Below are 13,703 nucleotides of genomic sequence, written 5' to 3'. Positions count from 1 at the left end.
TAAAATAATTTTATACATTTGCAGTCCTCTTTAATTTGTGTTTCTAAATGAAGAGGCTACTATCAAAAAAAAGGTGATTGTTTTTCAAAAACCTCATAAATGCTCAAGTGGCGGAATTGGTAGACCTGTCTGCCGACAGGCAGGCGCGCTAAAATTAATAGCTATGTTCTACGTTTATGCAATTTCTAGTATTGCAAAAAATTATATTTATGTTGGATTAACTTCTAACCTAAACGAAAGAATAAAAAGACATAATGGTTTAAGAGAAAGAACTACAAAGTTTTATGCTCCTTTTAAATTGATTTATGTGGAAGAAGTAAAAACTAGAATTGAAGCAAGAGTAAGAGAAAAGTATTGGAAATCTGGTATAGGAAAAGAAAAATTACGTTCTTTGCGAGACTCCTAATAAATGCTCAAGTGGCGGAATTGGTAGACGCGCTGGATTCAAAATCCAGTTTTTTCGGAAGTGCGGGTTCGATTCCCGCCTTGAGTACGAAAAACCCTTTAAAGACATCGTTTTTAAAGGGTTTTTTAATTTTTAGGGCTACCTAGAGGGCTAACAAGTTATTATTTATTTAATTTAATATTATTAACGTAGGTTAAATTATACAATCTGAACTATCAAAAATTTATTATTCAATTCTATATTTAGCTTTTTAAAGGCTTTTACCATATTATTGAATAATATTTAATTAAAAGATCTAAACTTAACGTTCAAGAATCTTATTAAACTGATAAAAGAAACGCTGAATTAAGCGTAAATCTTCGGTAATAATTTCTGCGGTTCCTCGCATTTCTTGTTTAAATACTATTTCTTTATTGTAGGAAGTAATAAGTGTGTCAGGCAAAGAAACTTTAATGGTATAAAAGCCATTTTTATTTGAGGTTTCAGAAATTGTGTTTACTTTTCCTTTTAAAACTCCAAATTCATAATCTGGATAATTTTGCAGCTTAACATTTACTATTTGACCTATTTTTACTTTTCCTAAATTTTGAGCAGGTGTTTTTAGTTTAGCTATAAAGGAAGAAGTTTGATTGGGAATAATTGTAAAAACCAAATCTCCCTGATTTACAGTTTGGTTTTTATTCCAGTAATTTAAAAAAGAAACTTTACCTTTCATTTTAGAACTTAAAACATATTTCATTTCCCAATCCTTAATACTTTTCTTCAATTGATTAAAAGACTGAATTACATTTTTTAATAAAGTCATTTCTTCTCTAATACGAGCTATCTCTGTTCCTTTAGAGGTTTTTTTATTCCCAGAAATGGCTTCTCTTAATTGTGAAGTAGCGGAAGTCATATTTTTAAAACTCCGTTCTGCCTGCAAATACTCTAATTGTTTTATTTCGTATTCTTTTTCAGAAATAACGCCTTTGTCAAAAAGAGATTTACTTCTCTCCAAATCTTTTTGTTTAAAGGCTAACTCTCTTCTATTTAATGATTTCTGTGCTTGTAAATTGATTAATCTTCGTTTTAATTCTGAAGATGTAATTTTATTCGCAATGGCTTCATTAGAAAACGGATCTAATTCTTTGTTTAAAATATATTGAATATAATTATTTTCAAACAAAGCATAACTTGCCTCTATATCACCCAAAAATAAAATAGGTAATTTGTCTATAGGGAAAACAAATTTTTGTTTTTGAACTTTAATAGTGTCTATTACCCCCTTTAAAAAGAATACATCTTCATAATTAGCCGTATTTTCAATGATAGCTAAAGGTTCATTTTCAATAACATTTTGCCCATCAATTATAAAAAGTGTGTCAATTTTTCCTGTAATTCTCGCATATTCTTTTTGGGGAGGAATTTCGGTTGTAATGATTGCTTCTGATATAATAATATCTGGGTATTTTATAAACCAAGACATTAACAAAAGCATCAGAATTAAAAACAAAAAAAGTGTATTTCCCCAACGAACCATCCAACTTGGTACTTTCGTTAGAATTTCTTGTACTTCTTCGCTTCGAAGTTCTAATTGTTCTATATGTTCATTTTTTATTTCTGGCATGCTGCTAACTACAACTATTAACTAAATATTAGTTTCCTAATTCTAATTGATTTTTTACTAAATGATAATAATTTCCTTTGTCTTTAATTAAAGATTGATGATTACCAACCTCAACTATTTTTCCTTTGTCTAAAACAACTATTTGATCTGCGTTTTTTACCGTACTTAGTCTGTGGGCAATCACTAAAACTGTTTTATTCTCAAAAAAAGTATTCAATTTCTCCATAATTACTTTTTCATTATTGGCATCTAGAGCCGAAGTTGCTTCATCAAAAAATAAAAAATTGGGGTTTTTATACACCGCTCTTGCAATTAGTAAACGTTGTTTTTGACCTGTACTTAAACCCACACCTTCCATACCTATTTTGGTGTTGTAAGATAAAGGTAAACTCTCTATAAATTCTTTTATGTTGGCAACATCTACTGCATGTGCTAATTTTTGTTTATCTACAACATCTACACCCACCGCAATATTATTGGCAATTGTATCGCTAAAAATAAATCCTTCTTGCAGTACCACGCCACACTGATTTCTCCAGGCTTTTTGAGAAACGTTTTTTAAATCATGATTTCCTAATTTAATATCGCCTGTATTGGGTTCGTAGAATTTTAACAACAATTTCATAAGCGTTGTTTTCCCGCTTCCGCTAACACCCACAATAGCTGTAATTTTATTGGCAGGAAGTACCACGTCTAAATCTTTTAAAACAAATTGTTCTGAACCAATATATCTAAAGGAAACTTTTGACAAAGTAATTGCAGCATTCTCTTCAATATCTGTAATCTTTTCTACATTTTGTTGTTCTTCATCTTCTTTGGTATGAATTTCTGACAAACGATTCAATGATATTTTTGCATCTTGAATTTCTCGCACAAAATTAATCAATTGAGCAATAGGCGAATTTAATTGACCAACAATATAACTAATTGCCAACATCATACCTAAAGTAATTTCACCATCAATTACTAATTTAGCCGACAATACTGTAATCAATATATTTTTTAATTCGTTTATAAAACCAGACCCAACACTCTGGTATTGCTCCAAAGCCAAACCTTCTATAGAGATTTTAAAAAGACGTGCTTGTAAAAACTCCCAACTCCAACGTTTTTGTTTTTCGGCATTATGCAGTTTTATTTCTTGCATTCCGTTTATAAGTTCTATTACCTTAGATTGCTCTTGACTTACTTGCGAAAAGTTTTTGTAATCTAAATCATGTCGTTTTTTTAGAAATAGCGTAATCCATAAAAAATACAAAAAACTCCCCACCACAAAGATTCCGAAAATTTGCAGGTTGTAATACGCCAACACAAAACCAAAAACCACCAAATTAACCATAGAAAATAATACGTTTAAAGAAGAATTGGTTAAAATACGTTCTATACGTTTATGGTCGTTAATACGTTGTAAGATATCGCCTGTCATCCGGGTATCAAAAAAAGCAATTGGTAAATTCATTAGTTTGATAAAAAAATCTGAAACTAATGAAATATTAATTCTGGCGCTTAGATGTAATAAAATCCAACTACGGATAACCTCTAACGCTGTTTTACCTAAAAACAAAGCCAATTGAGCAAATAACACTAAATAAATAAAATGGATGTCTTGGTTTTTAATACCAACATCTACAATACTTTGGGTTAAAAAAGGAAACAAAACTTGCAACAAACTTGCGGCTAATAGTCCTAAAACTAACTGCCATAAAAAACGTTTGTATTTAAAAATGTATTTAGATAAAAAAGAGAACCCTAAAGAAGGAGTTTCTTTTTCATAAGTATCTTTATAAAATTTAGGTGTTGGTTCTAATAATAAAGCAACACCCTCTTCTGTAGTTTCATTTGCATTGTTACCAACCCAATGTTTTAAAAAGTCTGTTTGGTTATACTTGAGTATACCGTGTGCAGGGTCACTAATATAAAAAACCAATTGTTTTTTAGGTTTATTAAAATAATTTTTCCTTTCTAACTTAGTATTCCTAATTCGTAATTTCTCATTCGTAATTTTATACACCACCACATAATGGTTCTTATTCCAATGTAAAATGCAAGGCAAAGGTGCCTCGCATAATTTTTCTAAAGAAATTTTTACATTTAAAGATCTAAAACCCAATTGCTCTGCAGCTTCACTAATACCCAACAAGCTACTTCCTACTCTTGTAGTTTCACTCAGTTTGCGTAATTGTTCTATGCCAATGGTTTTTTTATAATGCTTGGCAATAATTTTTAAACAAGTAGGCCCACAGTCTTTACTGTCATATTGTCTATAATGAGGAAAGTTTGCCATTTTACTTAGTATTCTAAAAAATCAAATATAATTGCTTTATTTTAAACATATGATAAAAACAAAAAAGCTGTCTATTGAGGCACTTAAAAGAGTAATAATTTTTGAAGAATTAAACCTAGAAACTATAATAATTATTAGATAAGCAACACTCTATTGGTATTAAAAATTGTTGTTATTTTTTATCAAAAAAAGAACACTCCAGGTTTAAGGAGTGTTCTTATCTTTTTTTTCAATTCCTTCTTTACTTTTATTCTTTGCTTTACTGAAAATATAAATAACAAGTATCATTATTGCAGCAATAAAAACAAATATACTTATAAGATAATATTTAAATAAAAGAAAAAAATTTCCAAAAAGCATTAAAAAAATCCCAATAAGTAACAAATTTTTTTTATTCTTCATAAGCAAATATATATATGATTTCTCGTATATAGAGAAACTATTTAATTAATTTTTGGGTTTAATTCTCCGAAGCTCTGCATCGAAATGAAAAAAGGAATTTTCCTGTTTAACACCTCGTACCTTTGAGTCGAGGAAGTTTATTTTAAATAATGTCTAATTCCATAAGAATACTTATGGTCTAAACAACCTGGTACTACCTTTGGTCAATAAGTGAGCATACTCCATAACCTGCTCCACCAATAGCAAGACCCAATAAACAATAACCAGCTAAAGCTAGTGCTGTTATGATTAGACCTCCCGATACTAATTCTAATTGTTCATCTGTTAATTCAAAATTTTCTAAATTTATTTTTTGAGGAATATTTAAATAAATAATATCCGTATTTGATTGATCCTCTACAATTAATCTTTCGTTTTCGACTAAGTTCATTTTTTCACCTGTAACACTTTCAATTGTAGTTTTTGGGTTTTTAATTAACTGTTCTTTAAAAGTTTTACTTTCCCATGCTTTAGTTACTAATGTTTGAAGTAACTCTTGTCCATTCTCTTGTTGCTCTAATGTAACTTTCATTCTAATCTATTTTTAAAATTATTATTTAATGTGTTGCAGCGTATACAGCTACCCCCGTTCCGAAACAAGTAAGATAAATAGCAGCTAAAGCTAAAGCTGTAGAAACAAGTATTCCCCCTGCAACCATTTCCATTTGCTCCTCAGTCAACTCAAAATCATCTAAATTCACTTTTTGAGGAATATTCAAATAAATAATATTTGAGTCTGTTTGATCTTCAACCACTATTTTAGTGTCTTCTATAAGCTTAGAAGTAACACCTGTAACTTCAGAAATAGCAATCTCTGGGTTATTAATTAATTGCTCTTTAAAGGTTGCACTCTCCCAAGCTTTTTGCACTAATTCTTGGTGCAGTTTTTTTCCTTTTTCTTGTTGTTCTAATGTAATTTTCATGCGTGTATTTTTTTTAAAATTATTTTGGTAAAAATGTTTTTATTAAGCCATCTAAAGGAGAATCGTTTCCTGGACCATAAGGTTCCCAACAACCACCTGCAACTGCTTCTAGTTGTTCTTCATTCAATTCTACATCCTCTAACTTCTGCTCTGCAGGTATATTAATATACACAGTAGATTCATCTGTTTGGTCTCTTACCACAAAGGTTTTTCCTTCTGGGATGTTTAATTTTTCGCCAGTTAATTCTTCAATGGCATCTACTGGGTTTGCCATTAACTTTTTCTTAAAATCTGCATTTTCCCATGCTTCGTTTATTACTTGTTGTAATACTTGCTGTTCTTTTGTAATTTCCATAATTTTGGTTTTAAATAGTTATATTAAGAATTTTGCTGTATAATTGTTATATCACTTGGATTTTTAAGACCTCCAGCTCCAAGACCTAATAATCCTACAAAAGGACCTGAATATGGAAGGAAAACATTTCCACCAGCAACCGCTTCTAACTGCTCTTCATTCAATTCTACATCCTCTAACTTTTGCTCTGCAGGTATATTAATATACACAGTAGATTCATCTGTTTGATCTCTTACTACAAAGGTTTTCCCTTCTGGGATATTTAACTTTTCGCCAGTTAGTGCTTCAATAGCAGCTACTGGGTTTGCTATTAACTCTTTCTTAAACTCTGCATTTTCCCACGCTTCATTTATTACCTGTTGTAATACTTGTTGTTCTTTTGTAATTTTCATAATTATTGATTTGTAATTGTTATTTATCTTGTAGGAAAAACTGGATCTACAATCGGTTGTGGAGGTCCAGGAAAGATAAAAATAGGATCTATCGGAAATACATACCCATAACCAGCTTTTCCACCTGCTACAGCTTCTAATTGCTCTTCATTCAATTCTACATTCTCCAATTTTTGTTCTGCTGGAATATTTATATATACTGTAGATTCATCTGTTTGGTCTCTTACTACAAAGGTTTTTCCTTCTGGAATGTTTAACTTTGCTCCTGTTAGTTCTTCAATAGCAACTTCTGGGTTTGCCATTAACTTTTTCTTAAAATCTACATTTTCCCATGCTTCGTTTATTACTTGTTGTAATACTTGCTGTTCTTTTGTAATTTTCATAATTTTATTATTTATTTTTAGTTAAAAATCTTAGAAATCCAATGAATAAAAGGACTATCGTAATTATCCATAGGTATAGCACTACCTCCCGCTACAGCTTCTAATTGCGCTTCAGTTAACTCCATGTTTTCCATATTTGGTTGAGCAGGAATGTTAATAAATAAAGAAGTTTTATCTGTTTGATCTTTTACTACGATTGTTTTTCCTTCAGGTAGATTAATTTTCTTTCCTGTTAATTCTTCAATTGCTTTTACAGGGTTTGCAATTAATTCTTGTTTAAAAGCTTCGTCTTCCCAAGCTTTCTGAATAATACTTTGCAGTAACTCTTGTGTTTTTGTAATTTTCATCCTATATTTTTTTTGTTTTACTATGGTGTAAATATATTTTTAAGAATCTGTATAAAAATGCCAGAAATACTGACAAAACTGCAGGTTAGTCATTACCTTTTCCTAACCCATTCAAAAGTATATTAAAAAACGTCCAGCCATAATCAAAACCACCAGCTACAGCTTCTAATTGCTCTTCAGTTAATTCTACATCATCTAAATTTAATTTTGCCGGGATATTGATATATATAACAGAATCATCTGTTTGGTCTTTTACTACCAATGTTTTATCTTCAGGTAGATTAATTTTCTCTCCTGTTAATTCTTCAATTACTTTTACAGGGTTTGCAATTAATTCTTGTTTAAAAGCTTCGTCTTCCCAAGCTTTCTGAATAATACTTTGCAGTAATTTTTGTGATTTTGTGATTTCCATATTATATTTTTTTTGTTTTACTATGGTGTAAATATATTTTGAAAAAAAAGTGTAAAAATGACAAAAAGACTGAGAAAACTGTATTCTTTAATTTGGTACTCGAAATTTGAAACCTTACTGTTTGGTTGTCTTTTTGTAATTATTAATAATGTAAAAGTATTGTGAAGATTAATGATAGAAATGCCAAAGAAACTGACGGAACTGATTTCTTAAGAAGATAGATGTTAGATTGCTTCGCTTTTAGATAAAAGACTGGGTTTGGTACGATTTGAGTACCTTATTTATTTGAGATTCTTGCTTTCGCAGGAATGACAAGGTTGGAATGGCAGATTGCTTCAGGTTTACTTCGTCTTCCTCGTAAAGCTCGCAATGACGATTGGGTTTTAAAGAAAATAAATAATCTAAATAGATCCCGATATTCATCGGGATAAGTTCGTCTAACAACTTTAAATGCGTTGCTTTGCAACTTTTTAAAGTTGAGTCTTACTAACAAAATACATTTCTAACGCCCCTTTTCCTTTTGCTTTAATTTTTCCACGGTATTCAAAAGAGAATTCTTTGTCTTCCTTAATAAGCTCATAAACATCTTGACTGATATTTACTTTGCCAACTTCTCCGTTACTTTCCATACGGCTTGCTGTATTTACAGTATCTCCCCAAACATCATATTGAAACTTTTTAACCCCTACAATACCTGCCACAATTGGACCTGCATGAATGCCCACACGCATTTCGAAAGCAGGTTTACCTTGTGCATCGTTTTCTAATTTTCTTTTTACCGTAAATGCCTGCATTTCTAAGGCTGCAATAATGGTTTTCTTCACAGAATTTATACTTGGTTTTGGCAAACCACCTGCCGCCATATAAGCATCACCAATCGTTTTTATTTTTTCTATGGAATAGGTTTCCATAATATTATCGAATGCTTTAAAGCACACATTAATTTCTTCTACCAATTCTTGAGGGGTTAATTTAGAAGCTGTTTCTGTAAAGGATTTAAAATCTGTAAATAATATGGTTGCTTTATCAAAATCTTGAGCATCTACATAGCCTTTTTCTTTTAACTCTTGAGCAATTTCTTCTGGAAGTATGTTTAATAATAAGTGCTCTGAACGATCTTTTTCTATCTGTAAAATGGCTTTCGATTTATTGGTGTACCTCAATCTATTCCATAAACCAACAGCAATAATAAGAACTAAAAAGACGGAGCCTATAAATACATTTCGTTGTTTCTCTTTCTCATTTACTTCTTCTAAGTGTCTTATCTGTATCTTTTTTTCTTTATCTACATGAGCAATACTGTCTAAAAGCAATTGCTTTTCAAACTTCATATTTAAAATTTTGTCCGTAGTTTTCTTTATATTTAAACTATCTTCCAATAAAATCATGTGCTCATAATAATCTAGTGCAGATTTATTTTTATGTATACCCTTTGTTATTTTGTATAAATTCTCATAAGCGTCTTTCTGTACTGAAATTACTTTTATTTTTTTAGCTATTTCTAAACCCTCTTTACACGTTTTTATAGCCAATTTATTCTTGCCTTGCTTGTAGTTGATTCCACCAATAGCAACCTTTGAAATACTTGTAAATATAGGACTGTTTATCTCGGTTGAAATTTGTAGGGATTGCTTATAGTACATTAAAGACTCTTTGTATTTTTCTTGAAGATTATACAGTTTACCTAAACCAATTAACACTTCTATTATTGTTTGTTTGTCTGTAGTTTTTTTAGCTAGTTGTAGGCCCTCCTTAAAATTTATTTCTGCATTTTTATAATCACCTTGTTGCGTATAAATTTCTCCTATTCCATTTAACACCTGAGAAAGCGTCTTAGTGTCCAAAGATTTTTCGAGTGTTTTTTTTGCTATTTGAAAGTAACTCATGGCATTTTTATAATCTTCCAATTCCAAATAAATACCACCTATATTTTTAATAGTTCCTGCGGCCTGTGTTTTATTACCTAATTCTTCATGTAATTTTAATGCTTTTTTATAATGGTCTAGTGCCTTTGGGTAATTACCTAAATAGTAATAAATAGCGCCTTTGTTATTGTTAGAAAAAGAAATTCCTTTTTTATAAGATGACTTTTTAAAGTAAGTGATGCTTTCATCATATAATGATAATGCTTTGGTAAAATTTCCTTGGTAATAATATATTGTCCCCATTTTACTTAAACAGTTTCCAATAGATGATGCCTTTTCTAAATTTTTGTATATTTCTAAACTGTTCTCTACATGTTCAAGCGCTTTTTTAAAATTACCTGCTAAAATATTTTTACTACTTAAGTTAAATAAACTATCTGCTAAAATATTTTCTATCTTCTTATTCCCTTGAGACAAAATACTGTTGCTAACTATAAAGAAAAAGAGAAGCACAAAAATTCTTTTGTACTTCTCTTTGTTTCTTCTTTTTCTATTAAGCGCAATATTTCCCAAAGTTCAGAGTATTTTTAATTTATTCACTAAGTTCTACACCATTCAAAGAAGACGTAATTCCCTGTACAGCTGGAGGTAGCGTTCCTCCACCAGCAACAATTTCTAATTGTTCTTCATTTAATTCCATATCATCCATATTAACCTCTGCAGGAATATTGATATAAACAACAGAATCGTCTGTTTGATCTTTTACTACAATGGTTTTGCCATTTGGCAGGTTCACTTTCTTCCCTGTTAACTTTTCAATTGCCTCAATTGGGTTTGCAATTAGTTCTTGTTTAAAAGCAGTATCTTCCCATGCTTTCTGTACAATAGTTTGTAATAATATTTGTTCTTTTGTGATTTCCATAATTTATAATGTTTAAAATTTTATAATTAAATCTAAATGTTAGAAAATTTGAAATTTGAAAAAAACCCTGAAAGAAAAGCAAGATCCCATCCTCCTGCTACTGCTTCTAGTTGCTCTTCGTTTAGTTCCATATTATCCATATTAGGCTTTACAGGAATGTTTAGGTATATAATAGATGCATCTGTTTGATCTTGCACTACAATCGTTTTTCCTTCTGGAATACTAATACGTTCTCCTGTAAGGTTTTCGATTACACTTATTGGGTTCGTTATTAATTTTTGTTTAAAAACTGTATCTTCCCATGCTTTCTTTACAATAGTTTGTAATAATATTTGTTCTTTTGTAAACTCCATAATATTTGTTTTAAATCTCTATGCTTGATAAAGCATAAAGATACTTTTAAACCTATGGATAGAAATGACAAAAAGACTGATAGAAATGCCTTCAATAAAATTAATAGTACAATGAATAATAGTCAAAAAAAAATATGTTCCGTTTGTTCTAATGAAATTGAAAAAAAATACTGTCCAAAATGTGGACAATACTTTACAAATAAGAAAGTTACAAGCATTACAATTTTAAAGGACATATTTAATAGTGTTTTCTCATTAGAAAAATCCCTTTTTAGAAATATAAAAACAGGGCTAATTCAGCCTAAAAAACTTATTTTAAATTATTTGAATGGGTATAGAGGGTTCTACTTTAGTCCTGGTAAGTTTTTTACTATTGCCTCTTTATTTCTTTTACTGCACTATCTATATGCAAAAGATTTTTTAGGAATTACTATAGAAGGAGCTGGCGGTTTTACACAAGTTATTATGCTTTTTGTTAATATTCTATTTTTAACTTTTTTTAGTTATCTACTTTATTATAAGTATAAGAAAAATTTTTATGAACACCTTATATTAATTACTTACAACGTGAGTCTTTGGTCAATACTGTTTACTCCAATATCAATATTATTAAATATTTTTATAGCAGATAATTCTATTGAGCAATATTTTTTCTTTCCCTATCATTTGTTAATCATGATTTGGACTTCTAAGGTTTTTGAAATGAGTAAACTGAAACGAGTTATCTTTGTTTCTTTAAATTTTATTTTATTTTATGGCGTATTTTCTTTTTTAGTTATTAAATATGGGGGTGGGTTTGATTGGTAGATGAAAAAGCTTAATGTTTCAATTATTTCTTGAATCTAATGGTGATTTTTATTGGAAGGAGCTAAACTCTTTCCAAAATAAATGTATTCAATCTTTCAATAAAGACTTGTGTAGCTCCATCTTTAGGTTTCAATTCTTTTGCTTCTCTAAAATACTGAATTGCTTTTTGATACTCATCTTTTTTGTAATGAGACAATCCTTTTGAGTATTTTAAATTAAAGTCTAATTGCACTTTAGTTAGTGGTTCTTTTTTATCACTAATAACTGTAAATACTTTTACAGGAATATTTTTTCCTTTTACTAATAAAGTATCAATCTCCCTGCAATGAAAATCATTTTTAACTTCGTTGTAGGTTTCTTCACAAATTAAAATGTTCACATTGTACGTTTTTGTAGCGGTCTCTAATCGGGCAGCCAAATTAACAGAATCTCCAATCACGGTATATTCAAAACGCTTTTCTGACCCAATATTACCAGAAACTACATTACCTGTACTAATACCAATACCTATATTTAATAACGGTAATTTTGTGTTTTTTTTATTTAATTTAGAGAGCATTGTAAACATGTCTAAAGCACAACTTACTGCATTTTTAGCATCAGAAATGTTTGCGTATGGCACACCAAACACAGTCATAATTGCATCTCCAATATACTTATCTAAAATTCCATCATATTTGTGTACAGAACTTATCATTGCTTCAAAATACTTGTTTAATAGTTCTACAATTTGTATGGCACCAAACTCTTCAGTTAAGGTAGTGAAATTTCTAATGTCAGAGAACAGGATACTACATTTAGAATAGCTTCCTTTTAATAAAGATAGGTTGTCTTTGTTCATTACCTCTTTAACTAAGTGTTGAGGAATATATCTACTTAAATTGGATTGAATTCGTTTTTCTTTAGAAATATCATTAAAAACAGTAATTGCTCCAATAACTTTTCCTTTTGCGTCTTGCATAGGTAATACACTTAAGTTAACTGTTACTGCTTTTTTTGCATTTATTTTTATTTCTAAATCATCTTGATATATTTTTTCACCAGAACGAATCGTTTCTTCACAGTACATAAATAATGGCTTAATAAAATTGTTTACATCTTCTATATGGGTGTTTATTAAATCATCTGCAGGTTTTAAACCAAACATTTTAAAGAATGTATCATTTGTTGTTCTAATTTTTAGTGATTTATCGATAGTAACAATACCATTATCTAAATTTTGAACCAAAATATTGAGATGATTTTTCATACCTTGAATCTGGTCAAACAATTTTGCATTTTCAATAGCAATACGAATTTGACTTGCAAAGCCAGTTAAGATATTTAAATCGTCTATAGTAAAATTTTCTCCAACTTTATTAATGGTTTGTATAACTCCTAAAACTTTATTATCCGCATTAAAAACAGGAACACTTAATATTGACTTTGTAGTAAAGTTTGTTTTCTTGTCTATAGAAGAGTCAAAGAAAAAATGTTTATATGGATCATTAACGATAAGTGCTTTTTTGCTTTTTGCAACTTGAGCTACAATTCCTTTTTTAGTTCTTACAGTTTTATTACCAAGGCCTTTTGCAAACACCGTCCATAATTCTCCTGTTTCATCATCTACCAAAAAAAGAGAGCTACGCTCAGAATTTGTTATTTCTGCTGCCTTATTCATAATCAATTGAATTAGATTGTTTAAATCTAACTCGGAAGAAACGGCAGTAAAGACATCTAAGAGTGTTGAGAAATTATTTTTAATATGTTCAGTTGCAAAGTACAATTCGTTGTTTTTAACAATAAAAGTAATTGCTGCGGCAAAACTATTTAATATAGTAATGTCTTTTTCTTTAAAAACACCTTCTTTTTTGTTTATACATTGTAAGGCCCCAATAGCGATGCCAGCTTCATTAAAAACAGGAACACAAACGGTTGAATTAGTTCTAAATTGCAATTGCTCATCATACGAATTATTAAACAAGCTACTTTCTTGAATATTGTTTTCAATAATTGGGCACTCACTTTTAAACATACTGCCTACAATTCCACTCCCTATAGGCACAGAAATAATAATATTTTCTACTCCTTGCGCAACCAAACTTTCAAGAGTTTCTGTATCTTTATTTAATAAATAAAAAGTACTTCTATCTGCGTTTAATACCTTAGAAATTTGGACTAATAAAGTATTGACTTCTTCGATTATTTTTTTGTTCTTTTTTATCATA

General features: G+C 29.8%; 15 protein-coding genes and 1 tRNA gene. 3 read left to right on the top strand and 13 right to left on the bottom strand.

The genetic code is table 11. The features are described 5' to 3' along the window. Nucleotides 1–163 precede the first annotated feature (163 nt). Complete coding sequence (locus JOP69_RS12815) at nt 164–406, top strand: GIY-YIG nuclease family protein (RefSeq protein WP_203393453.1); 243 nt, start codon at nt 164–166, stop codon at nt 404–406. A gap of 5 nt (nt 407–411) precedes the next feature. Then, nucleotides 412–493 (top strand) — tRNA-Leu (locus JOP69_RS12810). Between the two features lie 214 nt (nt 494–707). Here JOP69_RS12810 and JOP69_RS12805 read toward each other — a convergent pair. The 12 genes from JOP69_RS12805 to JOP69_RS12750 form a co-directional block, all read right to left on the bottom strand. Further along, nucleotides 708–2,012, bottom strand: a complete 1,305-nt coding sequence (locus JOP69_RS12805) for an HlyD family secretion protein (RefSeq protein ID WP_203393392.1) — start codon at nt 2,010–2,012, stop codon at nt 708–710. A gap of 28 nt (nt 2,013–2,040) precedes the next feature. Next, on the bottom strand, nt 2,041–4,296 hold the full coding sequence (locus tag JOP69_RS12800) for a peptidase domain-containing ABC transporter (RefSeq protein ID WP_203393393.1): 2,256 nt from the start codon (nt 4,294–4,296) through the stop codon (nt 2,041–2,043). A gap of 595 nt (nt 4,297–4,891) precedes the next feature. Beyond that, nucleotides 4,892–5,269, bottom strand: a complete 378-nt coding sequence (locus JOP69_RS12795; RefSeq protein WP_203393394.1) for a class IIb bacteriocin, lactobin A/cerein 7B family — start codon at nt 5,267–5,269, stop codon at nt 4,892–4,894. A 25-nt stretch (nt 5,270–5,294) separates the two neighbouring features. Next, complete coding sequence (locus JOP69_RS12790; RefSeq protein ID WP_203393395.1) at nt 5,295–5,660, bottom strand: hypothetical protein; 366 nt, start codon at nt 5,658–5,660, stop codon at nt 5,295–5,297. A gap of 19 nt (nt 5,661–5,679) precedes the next feature. Further along, the gene (locus JOP69_RS12785) at nt 5,680–6,015 is read right to left on the bottom strand and encodes an NHLP leader peptide family RiPP precursor (RefSeq protein ID WP_203393396.1); all 336 of its coding nucleotides are present in this window, start codon (nt 6,013–6,015) and stop codon (nt 5,680–5,682) included. Nucleotides 6,016–6,038: 23 nt separating this feature from the next. After that, entirely contained in the window at nt 6,039–6,407 is a 369-nt protein-coding gene (locus tag JOP69_RS12780) for an NHLP leader peptide family RiPP precursor (RefSeq protein ID WP_203393397.1), read from the bottom strand. 23 nt (nt 6,408–6,430) lie between these two features. Continuing rightward, entirely contained in the window at nt 6,431–6,790 is a 360-nt protein-coding gene (locus JOP69_RS12775; RefSeq protein ID WP_203393398.1) for an NHLP leader peptide family RiPP precursor, read from the bottom strand. A 17-nt stretch (nt 6,791–6,807) separates the two neighbouring features. After that, the gene (locus JOP69_RS12770) at nt 6,808–7,137 is read right to left on the bottom strand and encodes an NHLP leader peptide family RiPP precursor (RefSeq protein WP_203393399.1); all 330 of its coding nucleotides are present in this window, start codon (nt 7,135–7,137) and stop codon (nt 6,808–6,810) included. An 85-nt stretch (nt 7,138–7,222) separates the two neighbouring features. Then, nucleotides 7,223–7,549: an NHLP leader peptide family RiPP precursor gene (locus tag JOP69_RS12765; RefSeq protein WP_203393400.1), complete on the bottom strand. Its 327-nt coding sequence runs from the start codon at nt 7,547–7,549 to the stop codon at nt 7,223–7,225. A 470-nt stretch (nt 7,550–8,019) separates the two neighbouring features. Continuing rightward, nucleotides 8,020–9,987 (bottom strand): adenylate/guanylate cyclase domain-containing protein, encoded by a 1,968-nt coding sequence (locus JOP69_RS12760; protein WP_203393401.1) that lies wholly within the window; start codon nt 9,985–9,987, stop codon nt 8,020–8,022. 19 nt (nt 9,988–10,006) lie between these two features. Then, complete coding sequence (locus tag JOP69_RS12755) at nt 10,007–10,336, bottom strand: NHLP leader peptide family RiPP precursor (RefSeq protein ID WP_203393402.1); 330 nt, start codon at nt 10,334–10,336, stop codon at nt 10,007–10,009. Between the two features lie 32 nt (nt 10,337–10,368). Beyond that, on the bottom strand, nt 10,369–10,689 hold the full coding sequence (locus JOP69_RS12750; protein ID WP_203393403.1) for an NHLP leader peptide family RiPP precursor: 321 nt from the start codon (nt 10,687–10,689) through the stop codon (nt 10,369–10,371). Between the two features lie 24 nt (nt 10,690–10,713). Between JOP69_RS12750 and JOP69_RS12745 the strand changes: the two genes are divergently transcribed. Then, nucleotides 10,714–11,496 (top strand): DUF3667 domain-containing protein, encoded by a 783-nt coding sequence (locus JOP69_RS12745; RefSeq protein ID WP_203393404.1) that lies wholly within the window; start codon nt 10,714–10,716, stop codon nt 11,494–11,496. A gap of 61 nt (nt 11,497–11,557) precedes the next feature. Here the strand turns inward: JOP69_RS12745 and JOP69_RS12740 are convergent, their stop codons facing one another. Then, nucleotides 11,558–13,702, bottom strand: a complete 2,145-nt coding sequence (locus tag JOP69_RS12740) for an adenylate/guanylate cyclase domain-containing protein (protein ID WP_203393405.1) — start codon at nt 13,700–13,702, stop codon at nt 11,558–11,560. Between the last annotated feature and the right edge of the window lies 1 nt (nt 13,703).

The organism is Polaribacter sp. Q13 (assembly GCF_016858305.2).
GTDB lineage: Bacteria > Bacteroidota > Bacteroidia > Flavobacteriales > Flavobacteriaceae > Polaribacter.
Note: the sequence above shows the minus strand (reverse complement) of the source record. Positions and strands in the feature narration are given on the sequence as shown.